Genomic DNA, 22169 nt, shown 5'->3' on the forward strand with positions numbered 1-22169 from the left:
CCAAAGCGCGTGCCTCCCCAGGCGTGGGCGGATCAGTCGTTGGCGTGCAGCGCCGCGTTGAGCACGATGCCGGTGCCGGTGCGCGGCCGGGCCTCGACCGCGCCGGTCACCGAGTTGCGCAGGAACAGCACGTTGGACGCGCCGGACAGGGTCGCCGCCTTGACCACCTCGCCGGTGGAGACCAGGGTGACCTTGGTGCCCGCGGTGACGTAGCAGCCGGCCTCGACCACGCAGTCGTCGCCGAGCGAGATGCCGATGCCGGCGTTCGCGCCGACCAGGCTGCGCTGCCCGACGCTGATGGTCTCCTTGCCGCCGCCGGACAGGGTGCCCATGATGGACGCCCCCGCGCCGATGTCGGAGCCCTCGCCGACGACGACGCCCGCGGAGATGCTGCCCTCGACCATGGAGGTGCCCAGCGTGCCGGCGTTGAAGTTGACGAAGCCCTTCTGCATGACCGTGGTGCCGGACGCCAGGTGCGCGCCGAGGCGCACCCGGTCGGCGTCGGCGATGCGCACGCCCGCGGGCACCACGTAGTCGGTCATCCGCGGGAACTTGTCCACGCCGTACACGGCGAGGTGGCGGCCGGCGGCGCGCTCGATCAGGCGCAGCTCGTCGACGCGGTCGGGCGGGCACACGCCGGCCGAGGTCCAGGCGTTGTTCGGCAGCAGCCCGAAGATGCCGTCGAGGTTGGCCTCGTGCGGCTGGATGAGCCGGTTCGAGAGCAGGTGCAGGCGCAGGTACGCGTCGGCGGTGTCGCGCGGCGGCTCGGCCAGGGTGGGGATGACCGTGTGGACCCGCGCGATGCGCAGGCCGGGCAGGGCGGGCTCGGCGCCCTTGAGGTCGAGCGCGGAGATGCCGCAGATGTCCAGGCCGAGCTGGCCGGTGGGATACCACACCTCCAGCGTCTGATCGCCGCTGACGGTGGCGAGACCGAAGCCCCAGGCGGGCCGGTCGGAACGTGTGCTGCTCACGGTGTCTACGCTACCGGTATGCCGAACCCGCTGACGCCGCAGGTGCTCGTCGATCCCGTCGCGTTGACCCGTGCGCTGGTCGACATCGAATCGGTCTCGGGAAACGAGAAGGAGATCGCCGATGCGGTGCAGGAGGTCCTCGAAGCCTGCGCGCACCTGCGCGTGGAGCGCATCGGGCACACCGTGATCGCGCGCACCGAGCTGGGCCGCCCGCAGCGGGTGGTGCTGGCCGGGCACCTGGACACCGTTCCGCTCGCGGACAACTTCCCGTCCACCGTGGACGACAAGATCATGTGGGGTTGCGGCACCTCGGACATGAAGAGCGGCACCGCCATCGCGCTGCACCTGGCCGTGACCTGCCCGGATCCCCGCTACGACGTCACGTACTTCTTCTATGAGTGCGAGGAGGTCGAGGCGGTCCGCAACGGCTTGAAGATCGTCGGTGACCAGCGGCCGGAGCTGCTGGAGGCCGACTTCGCGGTGCTGCTGGAGCCGACGTACGGCATCGTCGAGGCGGGCTGCCAGGGCACCATGCGGGCGCGGGTGCGGACCACCGGCGTGCGGGCGCACGCGGCCCGCTCGTGGCTCGGCGACAACGCGATCCACAAGGCGGGCGAGGTGCTCCGGCGGCTGTCGGACTACCAGGCGCGCGAGGTCGAGATCGACGGCTGTCGGTACCGGGAGGGCCTGAACGCGGTGGCCGTCAGCGGCGGGGTGGCCGGCAACGTGATCCCCGACGCGTGCGAGATCGAGGTGAACTTCCGCTTCGCCCCGGACCGCTCGGAGGAGCAGGCCGCGACGCACCTGCGGGAGGTGTTCGGCGGCTACGAGATCGAGATCACGGACTCGGCGCCCGGGGCGCTGCCGGGACTGTCGGCGCCGCCCGCGGCCGAGTTCCTGGCGCTGACCGGGGCGACGCCGGCGGCGAAGCTGGGCTGGACCGATGTGGCGCGCTTCGCGGCGCTGGGCATCCCCGCGCTCAACTTCGGGCCGGGTGACCCCAACCTGGCGCACAAGCGCGACGAGCTCGTGGAGCTCGACAAGATCGAAGCTGGCGCGGACCTACTGCGCCGCTGGCTGACGAGCTGATCAGGAGCCCGCCGCCTGGCTGGCTCCGCACGACTCAGCGGGCCGCGGTGGGCTCCTCGACCGGCTCGAACTCCTTGGCGTCGACCACCATGGCGATGCGGCGGGCGTGCACGGTGGCGCGGATGCGCTGGCGCATCGCCTGCCTCTGGCGGAGCACCTCGCTGCGGGTCATCACATTCATCGCCTCCCTCGTCGTCGGCCTTATTCAATCCACGCGGTATGACAACCTTGACGCCACAGCATGGCGAAAAGTTGCGGAATCCGCTGGGAATTTGCTGCGGATGTGCGCGCCGCGTCGTCACGTAAACGAGCGAGCCGGTCTACGGTGATGGCATGACGCAAAGCAACAATCGGCCCGAGCGGCACCGGGGCCCGGTGACGCTGCGCCGCGACGCGGTGTCCTCGGGCACTGCGGACCAGGCTCTGCTGGACTCGGCGGGGCGTCCGGATTGGAAGGTCCGCGACTCGTGGCGCACGCTGCGCATCCTGAGTGAATTCGTCGAGGGCTTCGACACGCTCAGTGAGCTTCCCCCAGCGGTGAGCGTGTTCGGCTCCGCCCGCAGTGCCGCCGACTCGCCCGAGTGCGAGCTGGCCGAGCGGCTGGGCGCGGCGCTGGCCCGGGCCGGATACGCCGTGATCACCGGTGGCGGGCCGGGGGTGATGGAGGCGGCCAACCGCGGATGCACCGAGGCGGGCGGGCTCTCCGTCGGCCTGGGCATCGAGCTGCCGTTCGAGCAGGGCATGAACGAGTGGGTCGACATGGGCATCGACTTCCGCTACTTCTTCGTGCGCAAGACCATGTTCGTGAAGTACGCCCAGGCGTTCGTGGTGCTGCCGGGCGGCATGGGCACCATGGACGAGCTGTTCGAGGCGCTCACCCTGGTGCAGACGGAGAAGGTCACCCGGTTCCCGGTGGTGATGATGGGCAAGGCCTACTGGAGCGGCCTGCTGTCCTGGATGCGGGACACCATGCTGGCCGACGGCAAGATCAACGCAGTGGACCTGGACCTCATCGTGTGCACCGACGACGTCGACGAGGCGGTCGAGCACATCGCGCACGCCGACAAGGCCCTCGCCGCCGAGCAGCAGGCCATCCGCTCCTCCGGCGGCATCGCCGACTGAGGCCGTGGGTCGGCTGCGGGCCATGATCGCTGTTTCGTGTCAGAAGGTGCGGTCACGCCGCAGTTTCCGACACGAAACAGCGATCATCGTCGCAGCGACCAACCCCCAGCGCGTCAGACGCGCTCGCTGAGGCGGTCGGCGGCGCGGTGCAGGCGGCTGTTGAGCTCGGCCTTGTGTTCCAGGATCTCCAGGTCGATCTCGGCGCGGCGTTTGCGGAGCACGGCCTCGCGCTCGGCGTACTCGGCCTCGATGTCGTGGTTGAGGTCGCGTTCGGCGACCGCGAGCTGGGCGCTGACCAGCTTGTCGTAGGTGGTGGAGCCGCCGACGAACTTCACCAGGATCGGCATGCAGTCGACCAGGATGAAGAAGATGCGCACCGCCCAGATGCCCACCGCCAGCACGCCGCTGGAGTCGGCCAGGTCGTGCAGCGCCCCGAGGCGCTCCAGCAGGCCGATCTTCCCCTGGTGGCTGCGCTCCTCGGCGACCCGGTCCTGGATCTTCGTCTCGCGTTCGGCCTCGAACGCGGCGTGCGAGGTGCGCGCCGCCGACTCCAGTTCCGAGATCTGGGTACGCAGGTTGACCAGCTTCACACCGTTGGCGTCGAGCTGGCGGGTGCGCTTGAAGGCATCGGCCTCGGCGCGCAGCCGGCGGCAGTTGGGGCCGACGCCGCGCTGACCGGTCAGCCCGGACCCGGAGTCGCCGACGCACTCCCGCCGGGCCATGTCGTTGATGGCGCGCAGCTGAGCCGAATCCCCGTCGATCGTCTTGGCCAGCGCTTCCGCGTCGGCGCGGCGGGTGCTCAGCTCGCGCAGCGTCGCCACCGGGGACTGGTCGAAGTTGAAGGTCTCGGTGGCCTTGCAGTCGGCGGGCGCGGGCGGCTCGGTGGAGCCGGGCACCGGGTTGCAGGTCTTGAGCCGCCCGGACAGCTGCGCCAGGGCCTCGGTGCGCTGGTCGGCGACGTGCTGGATGACCGCGGTCTCGAAGATGCGCAGCACCAGCGGCTCGGCGATGATCACTCCGAAGAAGAACGCCATCAGCACGCGCATCGCCAGCACGGGCACCCGGCGGAACCAGCCCTCCCCGAGCCGGCTGGAGACCAGCCACCGGTCCACGTTCAGGATGAACAGGAACCAGACCAGCACCGGGAACACGGCCAGCCAGCTCGACGCGCCCATCGCCTGGGTGATCGCGAAGTACATGGAGATGGCGGCGATGGTCGCGGTGCCCAGCACCACCCCGCCGAGTGAGGTGTACCAGGCGCGCTCCTGCGGCACCCGGTCCAGCAGCCGCTCGTCGACGCCGGCCAGCACCCGCAACCGCCGCCCGAGCTGCGCTTGCGGCAGTCGCCGCCGCGGCGGGCGGGGCTCAGCCGGTGGGGCGGGCTCGGTCGGCGGGCCGGGCTCCTCGGGTGCGGGGGCGGCCGTGGGCCGTAGCGGCACCGTGTCGTCCGGATCGGAGGGACGGGCGTGGCGGCCCGGTGGGTCGCCTTCCGGCTGGGCTGGGGGTTCCGAGGGGTACACGCCGAGCTCCCTGTCGGTGAGGTTGCGGTCCATCTTCCCGTCAACACACGCCTGTGTCTGTCCGGTGGTTGCCGGGGTCTGCCCCTAAGTGCGCCGTCGCCCATCAGGGATCGACATGAGTCTTCGCAAGGAATTGCGTTGAGAGCGCAACAACCTAATGGCTACTTGTATTTGCCGGGCCAGCGTTACGAAAAGATTACGCAGAACCTTGTGGTGGGCGACACAGGGAATCTAAAGTCACCTACACCTCCTGGCGTCCGCTCCGCCTCGAGCGTCTCAGGCGTTCCATCGTTCCTCCGTTCCCTCCAGAAACGAGTCTTCGATGTCACGGAGCATCACAGGAGCTGCGGCGAGGCACCGCCGGCCCCGGCGGTGGGCCCCGATGGCGGTCGCCTCGGCCACCGTCGCGGCCGTCGGTCTCAGCCTCGTCGGCAGCGCCGGCACGGCACTAGCCAGCACCACCAGCGCCGCGCCCGTGGTGACGCGCGCCGCGCTCGACCCGGCGCTCGTCGCGGGCCGGGGCGCCGGCGTCGGCTTCCTCGATCAGGAAGCCGAGAACGCGGCGACCAACGGCACCCTCATCGGCCCGGACCGCGCGGCGTACTCGCTGCCCGCGGAGGCCTCCGGCCGCAAGGCCGTCAAGCTGACCGGTGGCCAGTACGTGGAGTTCACGCTGCCGGCCGCGGCGAACGCGATCACCGTTCGCTACAGCATCCCGGACGCGCCGAACGGCGGCGGCATCACCGCGCCGCTCAACGTCACCGTGAACGGCAAGAACAAGCAGGTCATGACCCTGACCTCCGAGTTCTCCTGGCTGTACAACCAGTACCCGTTCAGCAACGACCCCAACGCCGACCTGCTGCACGCGGACTGGTGGATCACCGAGTGCGCGTGCGTGCCGGCGTTCACCGAGCCGAAGCCGGTCATCACCAAGCCGTTCCGCCCCATGCACTTCTACGACGAGCAGCGCCTGCTGCTCGGCAAGACGTACAAGGCCGGCGACAAGGTGCGGCTCACCGTCCCGGCGGGCAGCAACGCCGCCTGGACCGTCATCGACCTGCTCGACTCCGAGCTGGTCGGCAAGCCGCACGTGCGGCTCGTCGCGTCCAACGTGCTGGCCTTCGGCGCCGACCCGACCGGCCGCCGCGAGTCGGCCGACGCGTTCGACCGGGCCATCGCGTTCGCGAAGAAGTGGCACCTCAAGGTGTACGTCCCGCCGGGCGTCTACCAGGTCAACCGGCACATCATCGTCGACGACGTGACGATCGAGGGCGCGGGCAACTGGTACACGGTCATCCGGGGCAGCGAGGTCGCGCTGACCGAGCCGGCCGAGGACGGCTCGGTGCACACCGGCGTCGGCTTCTACGGCAAGTACGCCGAGGACGGCGGCAGCAGCAACGTGCACCTGTCCGGCTTCACCATCCAGGGTGACGTCAGCGAGCGCATCGACACCGACCAGGTCAACGGCATCGGCGGCGCGCTCAGCGACTCGACGATCGACGGCCTCTACATCCAGCACACCAAGGTCGGCATGTGGTTCGACGGCCCGATGGACAACATCAAGATCACTGACAGCATCATCGTGGACCAGATGGCCGACGCGCTGAACTTCCGCAAGGGCGTCACGAACTCGCTGGTGTCGAACAACTTCATCCGCAACACCGGTGACGACGGCCTGGCCATGTGGTCCGACGGCGTGGCGGACGCGAACAACGTCTACGACCACAACACGGTGCAGACCCCGACCCTGGCCAACGGCATCGCGATCTACGGCGGCACGAACAACACGGTGTCGAACAACCTGGTCGCCGACCCGATCCGGGAGGGCTCCGGCCTGCACGCCGGTTCCCGCTTCGGGGCGACCGCGTTCGACGGCCACCTCAAGTTCACGAACAACACCGTGGTCCGGGCCGGCACGTACGAGCTGAACTGGAACATCGGTCTCGGCGCGATCTGGATCTACGCGCTGGACAAGACCATCGACGCGGACATCCAGGTGACCGGGGACCACTACCTCGACAGCACCTACAACGCGATCATGATGGTCAGCGAGTGGGGCGTGAAGGACCTGGTCCAGATCCGCGGGGTCAAGTTCAAGAACCTGCGGATCGACGGTACGGGCACCTCGGTGCTCAGCGGCCGGGTCGAGGGCGGCGCGTCGTTCGAGAACGTGGACGCCCGCAACGTCGGCGCGGTCGGCATCAACAACTGCGGCTCGTTCCACTTCACCCCGGCCGGTTCCGAGTTCGTGGTGACCGACCTGGGCGGCAACGACGGCGGCGGCACCACCGGCCCCTGGATGGCCTCCTGGGAGCTGCCGAACACCATCACCTGCGACGACCGCCCGCCGGTCGTCGTGCCCCCGGCGCCGTCCCCCTGGTGACGACGCATCACTGCCAGACCGGATGAGGCACGGGCGGGCGTTCGAGTGCACAGACACCGGGCGCCCGACCGGAAATCCGGTACCCGCACCGGGCGGGATCCGAGCGCTAGCGGCTCGGATCCCGCCCGATGCCATCACAAACCGGCTCGGCTGCTGCCGCGGTGTCGCCCGGGCGTGCTGGAATGTTCGGCGTGAGCAGCGGCGTTCAGCGGGACTGGCGGCTGGTCCGGGGCAGCGGCCCCGACCGGCCGTCGTTGCGTGCCGACGCCGCCCAGCAGCGGGTGATCGCGCACGAGTCCGGCCCCCTGCTGGTGCGCGGCGGACCGGGCACGGGCAAGACGACGACCCTGGTCGAGGCCGTCGCGCGGCGGGTCGCCGACGGTGTGGACCCGCAGCGCATCCTGGTGCTGACGTTCGGCCGGCGTGGATCGCAGTCGCTGCGGCGGCGCATCGAGGCCCGCATCGCCCGCGGTGTCGGGCATGAACCGCTGGTCAGGACCTTTCCGGCGTACGCCTTCGGACTCCTGCGCCGCTCCGCGGCGCTGCTGGGCGACCCGTCCCCGCGCCTGCTCTCCGGTCCCGAGCAGGACCTCGTCATCCGTGAGCTGCTGCCCGGCGAGGACGCCGGCTGGCCGGACCGGCTGCTGCCCGCGCTGGGCACCCGCGCGTTCGCCGAGCAGCTGCGTGACCTGCTGCTGCGGGCCGCCGAGCGGGGCATCGGCCCCGCCGACCCGCTCTGGCAGCGGCGCGACGACTGGCAGGCCGCGGCCCGCTTCCTGCACGAGTACGAGCAGACGATGGCGCTGCGCGACGCATCCACCCGCGGCTCGGCCGGCTACGACCATGCCGAGCTGGTCCGGGCCGCCACCGCCATGCTGCGCCGCGACCCCGAGCTGCTGGCCGCGGAGCGCTCCCGGCTGTCCGCGGTGTACGTCGACGAGCTGGCCGACACCGACCCGGCTCAGGTGGAACTGCTGCAGCTGATCGCGGGCGGTCTGCCGCTGACGGCGTTCGCCGACCCCGACTCGTCGACCTACGCCTTCCGCGGTGCCGACCCGCAGATCGTGCGGACCTTCAGCGAGCTGTTCCCGGGCACGGAGCAGGTGGTGCTGGCCACCACGCACCGGGCCGCACCAGCGGTGCGCACCGCGACCGCGCGTATCGCCCGCCGCCTGCCCGGCCACCTGCCCGTCGTGCCCGCACCGCGTCAGGAGCAGACCGCGTCATTCGCGGACGGCACGCGGCCCGCGGCCGCTACGGACGGCGCGGCGCTGCCGACGGCCGTCACCAGCGGGTCCGCGCAGTCGTCGACTCCTGCGGGCGATGCCGGAGCGGGCGGGCGAAGCGCGCCGCCGGACGATCCCGATGTCGGGGTCGAGGTGGTGGCGCTGCGCAGCCGGGTCAGCGAAGCCGCGTTCGTGGCGCACCGGCTGCGGCGCGCGCACCTGGTCGACGGGGTGCCGTTCTCGCGCATGGCCGTCATCATGCGTTCCACGAACTCGCAGCTGCCCGCCTACGAGCGCGCGTTGCGGCAGGCGGGCGTGCCGACCAAGGTGCTGGCCGAGGACCTGCCGCTGCACCAGCAACCTGCGGTGAAGCCGCTGCTGATCCTGCTGCGCTGTGCGTTGAAGCCGGAGCTGCTGACCGAGGACGCGGCGGTCGCCCTGCTGCACTCGCCGCTGGGCGGGGCCGACCCGATGGCGGAGCGGCGGTTGCGGCAGGGCCTGCGCGCACTCGCGATCTCCGGTGGCGACACCCGCGCTTCGGGAGAGCTGCTGGTCGAGGCGCTGCGCGACCCGGCGGAGCTGGCCGCGCTGGACCGGCGCTGGGCCGCTCCCGCGACCCGGATCGCCATGCTGCTGGCCACCGCGCGGGAGACGGCGGGCCGTCCGCGGGCCACCGCGGAGGAGGTGCTGTGGTCGGTCTGGCGGGCCAGCGGCCTGGCCGAGCGCTGGGCCGCGGTCGCCACCGCGCCCGCGATGGGCCTGGACCAGCAGCGCCGTGCGGAGACCGCGGACCGGGACCTGGACGCGATCATGGTGCTGTTCGACGCCGCGGCGCGGTTCACCGACCGCCTGCCGGGCGCGCGCATCGACACGTTCCTCGAACACGTCGCCGACCAGCAGCTGCCCGCCGACTCGCTGGCCGCCAGCGGCGACCGGGGCGAGGCGGTGCGGCTGCTCACCGCACACGCGGCCAAGGGCCTGGAGTGGGACGTGGTGGTGGTGGCCGGAGTCCAGGAGGGCGTCTGGCCCGACCTGCGGCTGCGCGGCAGCCTGCTCGGCTCCGAGCAGCTCGTCGACGAGGTCTCCCAGCGCGCCCAGCCCGGTGCGAAGGCGCAGCGCGTCGCGCAGACCGCCGCCCTGCTCACCGAGGAGCGGCGGCTGTTCTACGTGGCGGCGACCCGGGCCCGGCGGCGGCTGGTGGTCACCGCGGTGGACTCCGGCGCGGTCGGCGGCGCGGACGGCGAGGACCGGCCCAGCCGCTTCCTGTTCGAGCTCGCCCCGCCGGTCAAGGTGGACGAGGACGAGGTCGCCGAGCTGGAGCTGGCCCGGCCGCCGCGGGCGCTGACGCTGTCGGCGCTCGTCGCCGAGCTGCGTTCGGCGGTCACCGGCCCGGACCCGGTCCGGCGGCACGCCGCCGCCCGCGAGCTGGCCCGGCTGGCCGCCGCCGGGGTGCCCGGCGCGCATCCGGACAGCTGGTGGGGGCTGCCGGAGCTGTCCGACGACGGCCCGCTGCACGGCCCGGACGAGCCGGTGCGGGTCACTCCGTCCACCATGGAGAGCGCGCTGCGCTGCGGGCTGCGGTGGCTGCTGGAGCGGCACGGCGGCGCGGCGGCCTCGACGGCCGCGCAGGGTGTGGGCAACCTGGTGCACGCCGCGGCGATGCTGGCCGACGAGGCGATGAGCGACCCGGCGGTGCTGGTGGACTACGTCGCAGCCCGGTTCGACGCGATCGAGCTGGCCGCGGCCTGGCTGGCCGGGCGGGAGAAGGACCGCTCGGCGGAGATGCTGGGCAAGCTGACCCGCTGGCTGGCCGAGAACCCCCGGCGGCTGGTCGCGATCGAGCGCGAGTTCACCGTGCGGCTGGCAGCCGAGCCGCCGATCGACCTGGTCGGCCGGGTGGACCGGTTGGAGGTCGACGACCAGGGCCGGCTCGTGGTCATCGACCTGAAGACGGGCAAGACCACCACCGCCACCCGCGAGGAGCTGCCCGAGCACCCGCAGCTGGGGGCGTATCAGGTGGCGGTCGAGGCGGGCGGGTTCCCCGAGGGCGACGAGTCCGGCGGAGCGGCGCTGGTGCAGCTGGGCACCACCCACCGGGACGCCAAGGAGCAGGTGCAGGACGCGATCGGCGAGACCGCCGACCCGCAGTGGGCGCACGCGATGGTGCACCGCACCGCGGCCACCATGGCCGCCTCCACCTTCGTCGCGAAGGTCAACGACAAGTGCCGGGTCTGCCCGGTGAAGAGCAGCTGCCCCGTCTCCGGCAAGGGCCGCCAGGTGGTGGAGCCGTGAGCGAGCGCAGCGAGCGAACCGGAAGCGCCGGGAAAGTTCACGGGAGCGCCGAGCGTAGCGAGGTGCGAGCGTGACAGAGCTTGTCAAGAAGGCTGTCGTCGAGGAGGGGCCGCGGTGGACGCCGGAGGAGCTGGCGTCGCAGCTGGGGCTCAAGCCGCCGACCGCCGAGCAGGCCGCGGTGATCAGCGCCCCGGTCGCGCCGCTGCTGGTCGTCGCGGGCGCGGGTTCGGGCAAGACGGAGACCATGGCGGCCCGGGTGCTGTGGCTGGTCGCCAACCAGCACGTACGCCCGGAGCACGTGCTGGGGTTGACCTTCACCCGCAAGGCCGCGGGTGAGCTGGCGCACCGGGTGCGGGTGCGGCTGGGGCAGCTGCGCCGGCACGTCGGCACCCGGTTCACCGAGGGGCTCGACGGTGAGCCGACGATCGCCACGTACCACTCCTTCGCCGCGCGCATCGTCACCGAGCACGGCCTGCGCGCCGGGTACGAGCCGAGCACCCGGCTGCTCACCGAGGCGTCCTGCTGGCAGCTGGCCGACGAGGTGGTGCGCTCGTACACCGGGGACATGTCGGCGGTGGAGGCCGCTCCGAGCACGGTGGTGTCGGCGGTGCTGGCGCTCGCCGGGGAGCTGGCCGAGCACCTGGTCACCCCGGACAGCCTGGCCACCTGGACGGGCCGCTTCCACGCGAGCGTCGACGCGAAGCCGGGCCGGGTGATGGCCGACGTGCGCGACCTGCTGGCCCGCCAGCGTGCCCGGTTGCAGCTGCTGCCGCTGGTGCGCAAGTACGCCGAACGCAAGCAGCTGCTGGAGGCGATGGACTTCGGCGACCAGATGTCGCGCGCGGCGCGGGTCGCCCGCGACCATCCCGAGGTCGGCGCGGCCGAACGCGAGCGGTTCCGGGTGGTGCTGCTCGACGAGTACCAGGACACCAGCCACGCCCAGGTGACGCTGCTGCGGGCACTGTTCGCGGGGGACGTGGCCGTGGTCGAGGGCGGGGTGTCCGGTCAGGGGCATCCGGTGACCGCGGTCGGCGACCCGTGCCAGTCCATCTACGGCTGGCGCGGGGCCAGCGCGGGCACCCTGGACCGCTTCCCGGGCGAGTTCCCCGACCGCGACGGTGAACCCGCCGCGCAGGCGCAGCTCGGACGCAGTTTCCGGAACCGGTCAGAGATCCTGTCGGTGGCCAACGCGATCTCCGCGCCGCTGCGCGACCGGGGCGCCCGAGTGGTCTCGCTGACCTCCGGCAGTGCCGAGCCGGGCATCGTGCAGTGCGCCCTGCTGGAGTCGTACCTGGACGAGGCAGAGTGGATCGCCGACCAGGTCGTCACCGCGTGGCGCAGTGAGGCGGGCACGGCCGACGACCAGAACCCGGCGCACATCCCCGTCGACCGGCGGCCCACCTCGGCGGTGCTGGTGCGGGTGCGCTCGCAGATCGCGCCGATCGAGGCGGCACTGCGGGCTCGCGGCCTGCCGGTCGAGGTGGTCGGCCTGGGCGGCCTGCTGGACACGCCCGAGGTGCGCGACGTGGTGTGCACGCTGCGGGTGCTCAACGACCCGACGGACGGGGCCAGCCTGCTGCGGCTGCTCACCGGCGCGCGCTGGCGGATCGGGCCCCGTGACCTGGTGGCGCTGCACCGGCGGTCGCGGGCACTGGCGCACGAGCGCCGTCCGGCCGGGGGCGAGGAGATCGTCACGGACCGGCTCGACGACGCGGTGCTGGCCGAGGCGCTGGAGGACCTCGGTGAGCCGGATCAGTACTCGCCCGCGGCGTTCACCCGGCTGTCGGCGTACGCGAAGGAGCTGGCCGGGCTGCGCGCCCGGCTGGACCAGCCGGTGAGCGACCTGATCGCCGACATCGAGCGCACGGCGGGCCTGGACGTCGAGGTCGCGGTGCGGGCGGGTGACGCGGGGCTGGCCCGCGCGCACCTGGACACGCTCGGCGAGGTCGCGGCCCGGTTCGCGATCGAGACCGACGGAGCGCCGCTGGGCGCGTTCCTGTCCTACCTGTCCGCGGCCGAGGACGAGGAGCGCGGGCTGTCGCCGGGCGAGATCGACGTGGCCGAGGGCGCGGTGCAGATCCTGACCGCGCACGCGGCCAAGGGCCTGGAGTGGGACGTGGTCGCCGTGGCGGGGCTGACCAAGGACGTCTGGCCCGGTCCGAGCAAGGGCACCGACCACTTCCTCAAGGGCCTGGGCGTGCTGCCGTTCCCGTTGCGCGGCGACCGCGACGGCCTGCCCGCGCTGGCCGTGAAGAGCGCCGCCGACCAGAAGGAGCTGGGCCGCGCCGTCGCCGACTTCGAGCAGCAGTGGAAGGAGCACGACGCGCGCGAGGAGCGCCGGCTGGCGTACGTCGCGGTCACCCGCCCGCGCACCTGGCTGTTCGCCTCCGGCTACTGGTGGGGCGACAAGGTGCGCAAGCCGCGCGGCCCGTCCGCGCTGCTGGCGGAGATCGTCGAGGTGTGCCGCTCGGGCGAGGGGCACGTCGACGTGTGGATTCCCGAGCCCGAGCCGGACGCGGTCAACCCGACCAGCGGCGAGGTCGTGACGACCTGGCCCAGCGATCCGCTGGGCGCGCGGCGGCGCACCGTCGAGTCGGCGGCCGACCTGGTCCGGGCCATGCTCGACGACCCGGACGGCGGCACCGTGCCGGTCGAGCACGACGAGGTGACCCGGCGCTGGCGGCAGGAGTCCGACCTGCTGCTCATCGAGCGCGACGAGCAGGCCCGCCGAGCGAACCGGGCCGACGTGCTGCTGCCCGCGCACCTGTCGGTGTCGCAGCTGGTGGCGCTGCGCAAGGATCCGGCCGCACTGGCTCGGCGACTGCGGCGGCCGCTGCCTGCCGCCCCGGACCCGTACGCCCGCCGGGGCACCGCCTTCCACCACTGGCTGGAGCAGCGCTACGGCGCCGACCAGCTGCTCGACCTGGACGACCTGCCCGGTGCCGCCGACGAGGACGCCGCGCCCGATGAGGCGCTGGGTGAGCTGAAGGACCGGTTCGAGCAGAGTGTCTGGGCCGACCGGGTGCCGGTCGAGGTGGAGACGCCGTTCGTGGTGGAGCTGGGCGGGACCGTCGTGCGTGGACGCATGGACGCGGTGTTCCGCGACGACGCGGGCGGCTACGAGGTGGTCGACTGGAAGACCGGCCGGGTGCCCGCCGGCGCGACGGCCACCGCGGCCGCGGTGCAGCTGGCGGCATACCGCCTGGCCTGGGCGGCTTTGGCAGGTGTGCCGGTGGCCAAGGTCAGCGCCGCGTTCCACTACGTGCGCGACAACCTGACCGTGCGGCCCGCCGACCTGCTCGACGAGGCCGGGCTGACGGCGCTGCTGACCTCGCTGCCCGCCCAGGACGCCGACTAGGCGGACGGGCGCCGGCTCGCCGGGTCATCCGTTGATGGCGGCGTCTCAGCCGAACCGCCGCAGAGACCAGTCCGGAAACCGACTGCGTGATGTCGCACGCAACGGGCATTGTGTGAGCGGACACACGCATCCGTGGGAGGTGCGCCGTGGAGTCGTCAATCCGGGAACTGCTCCTGGTGATGCTCCTTGCGCTGATCGGTGTCGGGGTCGCCGGTGCCGTGGTGCTCGCGCCGTGGCACGCGGCACAGGCCGGTATCGTCGTGGAGGTGCATCCGCCGGCCGCCCCTATGGCCGGTTGACGATGAATGTTGTGAACGCCTCGATACCCGCCGGAGTGCGCCCGATGTCTGGTCCAAAGTCCCTGGTCACGGCTGCTGTCTCGGTTGCCGTGCTGCTGCTGGGCGCGCCCGCGGCCGCGGCCGAGCCGGACGTGGTGCGCGGTATGCAGTGGCAGCTCACCGGTCTCGACCTGGCGGCGGTCCATCAGCGCGCGACCGGCGCCGGCGTGCTCGTCGCGGTGCTGGACTCGGGTGTGGATCGTTCCCACCCGGATCTGGCCGGCCAGGTGCTCGGCGGGCCGGACGCCGCCTCGAACACCGATGTGGACGGTCGCGGCACCGGCCTCGCTGGACTCATCGCAGGTCACGGCCATGTTCCGGCGGTGTCCGCCGGGGTGGTGCGACCGGCCGTGACGCCGTCCGCGTCGGCCGGCTGGCCCGCGCCGAGCCAGAGCGCCGCGGCAGGCGATCCCCGCACGGCGGGCGTGCTCGGGGTGGCGCCCGGGGCGCAGATCCTGCCGATCGCGTTCGCGCCCGCACCCGGCGCGACCGGCGACCCGGACGCGCTGGCCACCGCGATCGACCGGGCCGTGTTCGGCGGCGCGAAGGTCGTCTGCATCGGCCGCGGTGTCGTGCCCAGCAGCCGGTTGCAGGCGTCGGTCGAGGCGGCCGTGGCCCGTGGCGTGCTGATCGTCGCCGCCGACGCGGACCGCGCCGGCCGCCCGTTCACGCCCTGGCCGGCCTCGTACTCCGGGGTGCTCAACGCGATCCCGGCGGACCGCTCGGGCCAGGTGCCCGTCGCGCCGCTGAGCGGGCGCACCACCGGCATCGCGGTGCCCGGCGTCGACCTGATCACGACCGGAGTGGGCGGCGGCTACCGGATGGACGGCGGGTCCAGCGCGGCGGCGGTGCTGGCGGGCGCGGCAGCGGTGGTCTGGTCGGCATATCCGCAGGCCACGCTGGCCCAGGTGCTGCAGCGGCTGCGGATGACCGCCACGGACGCGGGCGCGCCCGGCGCGGACAGCCGGTTCGGCGCGGGCATGCTCAACCTGTCCGCGGCGCTGGCCGCGAACCTGCCGCAGGAGGCCGCGCCGAGCGTGTCGCCGAGTCCGGTGGCGTCGAGCCCGGCCGCGTCGCCGAGCGGGTCGCCCCGGCCGGTCGCGCTCGCGGACAGCCGGGACTGGCGGCGCTGGCTGGTGGTGCTGCCGTTGCTGCTGTTCCTGGTGGGTCTGACGGGGTGGGCGGTCCGGTCGGCCCGGGTGCGGCAGCAGGCAGCCTGATCCCGTCCACCTGGCGGGACCGCGGCCGTATCGGTCGCGGGAGGGGTTAACGGATCGTTGCCGATGACGGCCGCTCGCGTCCTGCGGGCGTCCGCCGCTGGTGCATGTAAGCTGTATCTCCTATCGTGCCGGTAGGTTATATGGGTTTTCCGGTGGCCTCCCCGCGTTCCGCGGGCGGGCGGCGCTAACTTGATCAGCGACACGGAGGAGGTACGGCCATGGGCATCGCGGTGGTGGTCGGCGGCGGCTGCAGTGGCGTGCTCGCCACCCGTGAGCTGCTGCGCAACGGCTGGCACGTGGTGCTCGTCGATCCCGGCGCCCGCCCCGGCCGCGGGCTGGCCTACAGCACCGCCGCCCCGTGGCACCTGCTGAACTCGCCTGCCGCCGCGATGAGCGCCGACCCCGACCGGCCCGACGACTTCCTGCGCTGGTGCCGGCTGCGCGACCCGCGCACCGGCCCCGCCGACTTCGTGCCGCGCAGCTGGTACGGCGACTACCTGACCGAGACGCTGCGGGCGGCCGACGAGACCGCGCAGGGGCGGCTCACCGTGCAGCGCGGCCGGGTGGCGCGCATCTTCGAACCGTCCGGCCACGGCGGCCCGCTCACCGTGCTGCTCACCGACGACGTGGTGATCCCCGCCGACCGGGTGGTGCTCGCGCTGGGCCACCCCGCCCCGTCCGCCCCGGCCCGGCTCGACGCCGCCGCGGCCCGCTCGGGGGCGTACGTGGCCGACCCGTGGCGGCCCGGCGCGCTGGACGACCTGCCCGAGGGCCCGATCCTGCTCATCGGTACCGGGCTGACCGCCGTCGACGTGGCACTGACCCTGGCGAACGCCGGCCGGCACGACCTCACCGCGGTGTCCCGGCACGGGCTGCTGCCGCAGCCGCACCGGCGGCCTGCCGGCCCCGGCCCGGCCGCCGCGAGCCAGGTCACGCAGCTCGCTTCGGGAGCCACGGCATCCGCCGCAGTCTCCGCGCTCGCGTCGGCGGCCGCCGACACGCCGGGCGGGGTGTCCGCGCCGGTGTCACCCGCGCAGGCGGCCGCACAGGTCCAGGTCGCGCTGCCCGAGCTGCTGGCCGCCCGGTCGGCCGCCGGGCTGCTGCGCTCGCTGCGGCGGCTGGCCGCCGAGACCGGGGACTGGCGGGCCGTGTTCGACGCACTGCGGCCGCACTGGGACGCGCTGTGGCAGAGCCTGCCCGAGCCCGGCCAGCACCGCTTCCTGCGGCACCTGGCGCGCTACTGGGAGGTGCACCGGCACCGGATGGCTCCCGACGTCGCGGACAGCATCACCGCGCTGCGTGACAGCGGCTCGCTGCGGGTGCGCGCGGCCGAGCTGTGCGGCATCGAGGCCGCCGACGAGGGGGTGCGCGTGGTGCTGCGCGAGCGGCACGGCGGCGCCATCACCGCGCCGACGTTCGCCGCGGTGGTCAACTGCACCGGGCCGGGACGCATCGTCGAGTCGGACCCGCTGGTCCGGGCGCTGGTCGCGGAGGGCATGGCCCGGCCGGGCCCGTACCGCCTGGGGCTGGACACCGACCCGCACGGCGCGCTGCTGCGCCGTGACGGCTCGGCGCACCCGGCGCTGTGGACGCTCGGCCCGACCCGGCGCGGCGTGCTCTGGGAGACCACCGCCGCGCCCGAGATCAGGACACAGGCCCGCGCGCTCGCCGTCGCGCTGGGCGACGCGGGGCACGACCGTGCGCCGATCGCGGAGTGCGTGGAGTCCTAGACCGTCCGCGGCGGCGGCTGTGGGCGAACATTTCACAGCCGCTGCTGCCGACGCCTCCTCCGGCAGCTTGCTAGGGTCGGCTTTGTGTCCACCGAGACCAGCATCCAGATCCCGCGCACGGCGTACGAGGTCGAGCGGTTCACGCTCCCCAACGGTTTGCGCGTCGTGCTCAGCCCGGACCGCAGCGCACCGGTGATCGGTGTCGCGGTCGTCTACGACGTGGGAATCCGGTCCGAGCCGCAGGGCCGCACCGGCTTCGCCCACCTCTTCGAACACCTGATGTTCCAGGGCTCGGCCAACCTGGAGAAGCTGGCCCACTTCCGGCATGTGCAGGGGGCGGGCGGCACCTTCAACGGCTCCACCCATCTGGACTACACCGACTACTTCGAGACGGTGCCGAGCAACGCGCTGGAGCGCATGCTCTTCCTGGAGGCCGACCGCATGCGCGGGCCGCGGCTGACCGAGGAGAACCTCAAGAACCAGATCGACGTGGTCAAGGAGGAGATCCGGGTCAACGTGCTGAACCGCCCGTACGGCGGTTTCCCGTGGCTCAAGCTCCCGCCGGTCATGTTCGACACGTTCCCGAACGCGCACGACGGCTACGGCTCCTTCAGCGACCTGGAGGCGGCCACCGTCCCCGACGCCGCCGAGTTCTTCGACAAGTACTACGCCTGCGGCAACGCGACGCTCAGCGTCTCCGGCGACTTCTCGTCCGCGCACGCCCGGATGCTGATCGAGCGCCACTTCAGCGACGTGCCGGCCCGCCCGGCACCGTCGCGGGCCGACTTCGCCGAGCCCGACCTGACCGCCGAGCGGCGCGAGTCCTACGTGGACAAGCTCGCCCCGCTGCCCGCGGTCGCCTCGGCGTGGCGGGTCCCGGACCCGATCACCGACTTCGCCGGCTACCTGCCGTACGTGGTGCTGGCCGAGGTGCTCACCGACGGCGACGCGTCGCGGCTGGTCGAGCGCCTGGTCCTGAAGGACCGCAGCGTCACCAGCGTCGGCGGCTACCTGGGCTTCATGGGTGAGCCGTTCGAGGTGCGCGACCCCACGGCGCTGCTGCTCCAGTCGCACCTGCCGCCCGGCGGCAGCGTGGACAAGGTGCTGGTCACCATCGACGAGGAGCTGGACCGGCTGGCCACCGACGGGCTGACCGCGGGCGAGCTGGCCCGCACCCAGGCCCGGATGGCCACCCACCTGCTGCGCGAAACCGACGCGGTGCTGGGCCGCGCGCTGCGGATGGCCGTGCTGGAGCTGCAGCGGGGCAACCCGGGGCTGCTCAACGACCTGCCGCACTCGATCGCGGAGGTGACCGAGGAGCAGGTCCGCGCCGCTGCGGCCGCCCTGCGCCCGAACCGCCGGGCGTCCATCGAGGTCGTGCCCGGAGGCAACCAGTGAGCGAGCGTATCGGTGGGCTCAGCGGAGCTCGTGCCGTCGAGCGATGCGAGGAGCAGGCATGAGCGTGACCACCCTTCCCGAGCTGGATGAGAACCGGCCGCTGGTGCTGCCGGTGGAGGTCGAGCAGACGCTGCCCAACGGGCTGACCGTGCTGGCCATCCGCCGGCCGAGCGTGCCGCTGGCCGAGGTGCGGCTGCGTGTCCCGTTCGCCAAGGCCGAGCTGGCCGAGGCGGCGGTGCTGGCGCAGACCCTGTTCTCCGGCACGAGCAAGCGCAGCACCGTCCAGATCGCGGCCGAGTTGCAGACCGTCGGTGGCGGCCTGGGCGCGGGCATCGACCCGGACCGCCTGCAGGTCAGCGGCAATTCGCTGGTGTCCGGGCTGGACCGGCTGCTGGAGCTGCTGGCCGAGGTGCTCGACGACGCCGTGTACCCGGAGGGCGAGGTCGTCACCGAGGTGGAGCGGCTGGCCGACCGGATCCAGGTCGCCCAGAGCCAGCCCGCCCACCTGGCCCGCGTCGCGCTGCTCAAGCGCATCTACCCGGGACACCCGTACGCGGTGCAGACCCCGTCGGTGGAGGAGGTGCGCGCGGTGAGCCCGGAGGCGCTGCGCGCCCTGCACGCCCGGCGGCTGCACCCGGCCGGGGCGACCCTGGTCATCGTCGGCGACCTCGACCCGGAGCAGGCGGTGCAGACCGCGGCCAAGCGGCTCGGCGGCTGGAACGGCAGCGGCGAGACGGCCGACCTGCCGCCCATCCCGCTGCTGGTGCCCGGCCCGCTGCTGCTGGTGGACCGGCCGGGCGCGGTGCAGTCGTCGCTGCGCTTCGCGCTGCCGGCGGTGGGCCGCACGCACCCCGACCACGCCGCGCTCCAGCTCGCGAACATGATCTTCGGTGGCTACTTCTCCTCCCGCTGGGTGGAGAACATCCGCGAGGACAAGGGTTACACCTACGGCCCGCACTCGGTGATCGAGCACTCGGTGGCCGGTTCCACGCTGACCGTCTCCGCCGAGGTGGCCACCGAGGTCACCGCGCCGGCCCTGGTCGAGACGCTGTACGAGCTGGGCCGCATCGCGGCGCTGCCGGTCCGCGAGGACGAGCTGGAGCAGGCGCGGCAGTACGCGCTGGGCACGCTGCAGCTGGGCATGTCGACGCAGTCCGGGCTGGCCGGGCTGGCCAGCACCTACGCCGGGTTCGGGCTGCGGCTGGACTTCCTGGCCGAGCACTCGGCCCGGCTCGCCGCGGCCACCCTGGAGGACGTGCACCGGGTCGCGGCGACGTACCTCGCGCCCGCGGTGGCGGCCCCGGTGATCCTCGGCGATGCCGAGAAGATCCAGGCCGCGGTCTCGGCGATCGTGCCGGTGACGGTCGAGTCGAAGCCGTGAGCGGGCTTCGCGGAGCGAAAACGAGCGAGTTGCACAGATGAGTGAGACGCCTGCGGCCCGGTCGGATCTCGACCGGGCCGCGTTCCGGCGCGCCGACCCGCAGTGGCTGGCCGACGCGTGGTCCCGCGGCCGGGTGGTCGTGATCGGAGACGACGGGCGCGCGCTGATCCGCGACGACCGGCTGGTGCTGTTCGGATCGGACCAGGTCGGCGCCGCCGGCCCGGCCGGCGAGCCGCTGTTCCTCGGCGTCGACGCGGGCGGCACGGCCTACTTCGCGGTGAACCGCGAGCTGCCCGAGGTGCCCGGCGCCGAGCCGAAGCACCTGTGGGAGGTCGGCGCGGACCTGCCGCCGCGCGAGACGGCGCTGCTGACCCAGGCGCTGGCCCTGGTGCGCTGGCACCGCGACCACCTCTACGCCCCGCGCAGCGGTAAGCCGACCACCGTGGAGCAGGGCGGCTGGGTGCGCCGGGACGCCGACGGGGAGCTGCACTTCCCGCGCACCGACCCGGCCGTGATCATGGCGGTGCACGACGGGGCGGCCGGTCCGCAGGGCCGCATCCTGCTCGGGGCGAACGTGGTGTGGGCGGGCGCCGCCAAGCGCCGCTACTCGGTGCTGGCCGGCTTCGTCGAGGCGGGGGAGACCGCCGAGGACGCGGTCGCCCGCGAGGTGTACGAGGAGGCGGGGGTGCGGGTGTCCGACATCCGTTACCACGGCAGCCAGGCCTTCCCGTACCCCCGCTCGCTGATGCTGGGTTTCCTCGCAGTGGCCGACCCGGCGGCCGCGCCGCTGCGCACCGACCCGGACGAGCTGCTCGACGCGCAGTGGTTCACGCGCGAGCGGATCGCCCGGGTGCTGGACGGGTCAGACGACTCCTTCACGCTCCCGAACCGGTCCTCCATCGCCCACCAGCTCGTGCTGCGCTGGCTCCGGGAGGGCTGACGGCGGCGTCAGCCCGCGCGCGACCCACAGGTAGAGCGCCGACACCGCCATCACGACACTCATGGCGACCAGCAGCAGCCGGAAGTCGACCAGCTCGATGAGCACCGCGCCGAAGCCGATCGCGAGCGTCTGCGGTGCGCTGATCAGCGCGTCCATCGCCGCCGAGACCCGGCCCATGAGGGCGGCGGGGGTGGCGCGCTGCATCAGCGTCATCAGGCCGACCAGCAGGTAGGGCAGGCCGAACCCGGAGATCAGGCAGGTGGCGAAGGCCAGCCAGAGGTTCGGGGTCAGGCTGGTGAGCAGCAGCGGCAGGAACAGCGCGATGCCGATGGCGTTGGCGGACAGCTCGCCGACGCGGCGGATCAGCCAGGCCGAGGTCAGGCCGCCGAGCAGGCCGCCGACGCCCTGGACGCTGATCAGCACGCCGATGAACGCCGGCGGCCGGTGCAGGCCCTGGTCGACGAAGGCGAAGAAGACGGTCTCGCTGAAGCCGAAGACGAGGATCGAGATCACATTGCCGATCAGGGCGCGGCGCAGCGGCACGCTGCCGGTCAGATGGCGTACGCCCGCGCCGACCTCGGCCACCCAGCGCTGCTCGGTGCGCTCGGGCTTCTGCTCCTGCACCCGCAGCATGGTGATGACACCGGCCGCGATGAGGAAACCCGCCATGCCGAGCGCCGCCAGGCCCCAGCCCTTCGTGGCGGCGTAGAGCGCGGCCCCCAGCAGCGGCCCCACCAGGCGCAGGCCCTGCCGCACCGTCTGCAGCGCGCCGTTGGCCTCGGCCAGCAGCTCCGGCGGGATGACCTCCTTGATCAGGCCGTTGAGGGAGCCGCTGACCAGGATGTAGGAGACGCCGTAGCCGACCGCGACGGCGAAGATGATCCACAGATCCGCGCGGCCGTCCACGGCGAGCAGCGGGGTCAGCATCACCGCCGAGCCGACCAGGGACGCGATCAGGAACGGGCGGCGGCGGAACCGGTCCACCACGACGCCGAGCAGCGGCGCGAACATCACCGGCAGGACCACGCACAGGATCGCCGCACCAGCCATGCCGTCGGAGCCGGTGAGGTCCTTGGCCCAGATGGCCAGCGCGAGCACCAGCATCGACTCGGCGGTCATGCTGAAGAACAGGCCCGCGAAGAGCAGGCGGAAGTCGGGTCGGCGCAGCACAGCGCGCATGAGGAGTCCCTCCGGGGGTGGT

General features: G+C 73.0%; 15 protein-coding genes. 11 read left to right on the forward strand and 4 right to left on the reverse strand.

The window, feature by feature from the left end:
• Positions 1-32: 32 nt before the first annotated feature.
• The gene (locus HAV39_RS33395; protein WP_191843173.1) at positions 33-971 is read right to left on the reverse strand and encodes a DapH/DapD/GlmU-related protein; all 939 of its coding nucleotides are present in this window, start codon (positions 969-971) and stop codon (positions 33-35) included.
• 18 nt (positions 972-989) lie between these two features.
• On the opposite strand from HAV39_RS33395, the gene dapE reads away from it, so the two are divergent.
• A complete protein-coding gene (dapE, locus tag HAV39_RS33400) occupies positions 990-2060 on the forward strand; it encodes a succinyl-diaminopimelate desuccinylase (protein ID WP_191843174.1) in 1071 nt (356 codons plus the stop codon).
• 34 nt (positions 2061-2094) lie between these two features.
• On the opposite strand, the gene HAV39_RS33405 is transcribed toward dapE, so the two are convergent.
• Complete coding sequence (locus HAV39_RS33405) at positions 2095-2232, reverse strand: hypothetical protein (protein ID WP_191843175.1); 138 nt, start codon at positions 2230-2232, stop codon at positions 2095-2097.
• A gap of 161 nt (positions 2233-2393) precedes the next feature.
• Between HAV39_RS33405 and HAV39_RS33410 the strand changes: the two genes are divergently transcribed.
• Positions 2394-3182 carry an LOG family protein gene (locus HAV39_RS33410; RefSeq protein ID WP_120318134.1) on the forward strand — a complete coding sequence of 263 codons (789 nt, stop codon included), beginning with the start codon at positions 2394-2396 and terminating at the stop codon, positions 3180-3182.
• Between the two features lie 113 nt (positions 3183-3295).
• Here the strand turns inward: HAV39_RS33410 and HAV39_RS33415 are convergent, their stop codons facing one another.
• Positions 3296-4735, reverse strand: coding sequence for a DUF4407 domain-containing protein (locus HAV39_RS33415; protein WP_191843176.1), 1440 nt, complete (start codon positions 4733-4735; stop codon positions 3296-3298).
• Between the two features lie 349 nt (positions 4736-5084).
• Between HAV39_RS33415 and HAV39_RS33420 the strand changes: the two genes are divergently transcribed.
• The 9 genes from HAV39_RS33420 to nudC all read left to right on the forward strand — a co-directional run bounded on the left by HAV39_RS33420 (position 5085) and on the right by nudC (position 20968).
• Positions 5085-7085, forward strand: a complete 2001-nt coding sequence (locus tag HAV39_RS33420; RefSeq protein ID WP_203736171.1) for a glycosyl hydrolase family 28-related protein — start codon at positions 5085-5087, stop codon at positions 7083-7085.
• 128 nt (positions 7086-7213) lie between these two features.
• Positions 7214-10603, forward strand: coding sequence for an ATP-dependent helicase (locus tag HAV39_RS33425; protein WP_373311676.1), 3390 nt, complete (start codon positions 7214-7216; stop codon positions 10601-10603).
• A gap of 70 nt (positions 10604-10673) precedes the next feature.
• A complete protein-coding gene (locus HAV39_RS33430; RefSeq protein ID WP_191843178.1) occupies positions 10674-13961 on the forward strand; it encodes an ATP-dependent helicase in 3288 nt (1095 codons plus the stop codon).
• A gap of 146 nt (positions 13962-14107) precedes the next feature.
• Positions 14108-14260, forward strand: coding sequence for a hypothetical protein (locus HAV39_RS33435; protein WP_170213157.1), 153 nt, complete (start codon positions 14108-14110; stop codon positions 14258-14260).
• A gap of 44 nt (positions 14261-14304) precedes the next feature.
• On the forward strand, positions 14305-15519 hold the full coding sequence (locus tag HAV39_RS33440) for a S8 family serine peptidase (protein WP_191843179.1): 1215 nt from the start codon (positions 14305-14307) through the stop codon (positions 15517-15519).
• A 218-nt stretch (positions 15520-15737) separates the two neighbouring features.
• On the forward strand, positions 15738-17249 hold the full coding sequence (locus tag HAV39_RS33445) for an FAD/NAD(P)-binding protein (protein ID WP_191843180.1): 1512 nt from the start codon (positions 15738-15740) through the stop codon (positions 17247-17249).
• 84 nt (positions 17250-17333) lie between these two features.
• On the forward strand, positions 17334-18647 hold the full coding sequence (locus HAV39_RS33450; RefSeq protein WP_191843181.1) for a M16 family metallopeptidase: 1314 nt from the start codon (positions 17334-17336) through the stop codon (positions 18645-18647).
• Positions 18648-18705: 58 nt separating this feature from the next.
• The gene (locus tag HAV39_RS33455) at positions 18706-20028 is read left to right on the forward strand and encodes a M16 family metallopeptidase (RefSeq protein WP_191843182.1); all 1323 of its coding nucleotides are present in this window, start codon (positions 18706-18708) and stop codon (positions 20026-20028) included.
• Between the two features lie 37 nt (positions 20029-20065).
• Complete coding sequence (gene nudC, locus HAV39_RS33460) at positions 20066-20968, forward strand: NAD(+) diphosphatase (RefSeq protein WP_191843183.1); 903 nt, start codon at positions 20066-20068, stop codon at positions 20966-20968.
• Here nudC and HAV39_RS33465 read toward each other — a convergent pair.
• A complete protein-coding gene (locus HAV39_RS33465) occupies positions 20891-22147 on the reverse strand; it encodes an MFS transporter (RefSeq protein WP_191843184.1) in 1257 nt (418 codons plus the stop codon). The genes nudC and HAV39_RS33465 overlap by 78 nt on opposite strands.
• Between the last annotated feature and the right edge of the window lie 22 nt (positions 22148-22169).

This window comes from Catellatospora chokoriensis, assembly GCF_011297315.1.
Lineage (GTDB): Bacteria > Actinomycetota > Actinomycetes > Mycobacteriales > Micromonosporaceae > Catellatospora > Catellatospora citrea.

What these genes read in the sequence shown, in the direction of transcription:
- dapE (WP_191843174.1), top strand. Translation starts at nt 990, where the DNA reads ATGCCGAACCCGCTGACGCCGCAGGTGCTCGTCGATCCCGTCGCGTTG.
- HAV39_RS33405 (WP_191843175.1), bottom strand. Translation starts at nt 2,232, where the DNA reads ATGACCCGCAGCGAGGTGCTCCGCCAGAGGCAGGCGATGCGCCAGCGC.
- HAV39_RS33410 (WP_120318134.1), top strand. Translation starts at nt 2,394, where the DNA reads ATGACGCAAAGCAACAATCGGCCCGAGCGGCACCGGGGCCCGGTGACG.
- HAV39_RS33415 (WP_191843176.1), bottom strand. Translation starts at nt 4,735, where the DNA reads ATGGACCGCAACCTCACCGACAGGGAGCTCGGCGTGTACCCCTCGGAA.
- HAV39_RS33420 (WP_203736171.1), top strand. Translation starts at nt 5,085, where the DNA reads ATGGCGGTCGCCTCGGCCACCGTCGCGGCCGTCGGTCTCAGCCTCGTC.
- HAV39_RS33425 (WP_373311676.1), top strand. Translation starts at nt 7,214, where the DNA reads ATGCCATCACAAACCGGCTCGGCTGCTGCCGCGGTGTCGCCCGGGCGT.
- HAV39_RS33440 (WP_191843179.1), top strand. Translation starts at nt 14,305, where the DNA reads ATGTCTGGTCCAAAGTCCCTGGTCACGGCTGCTGTCTCGGTTGCCGTG.
- HAV39_RS33445 (WP_191843180.1), top strand. Translation starts at nt 15,738, where the DNA reads ATGGGCATCGCGGTGGTGGTCGGCGGCGGCTGCAGTGGCGTGCTCGCC.
- HAV39_RS33455 (WP_191843182.1), top strand. Translation starts at nt 18,706, where the DNA reads ATGAGCGTGACCACCCTTCCCGAGCTGGATGAGAACCGGCCGCTGGTG.
- nudC (WP_191843183.1), top strand. Translation starts at nt 20,066, where the DNA reads ATGAGTGAGACGCCTGCGGCCCGGTCGGATCTCGACCGGGCCGCGTTC.
- HAV39_RS33465 (WP_191843184.1), bottom strand. Translation starts at nt 22,147, where the DNA reads ATGCGCGCTGTGCTGCGCCGACCCGACTTCCGCCTGCTCTTCGCGGGC.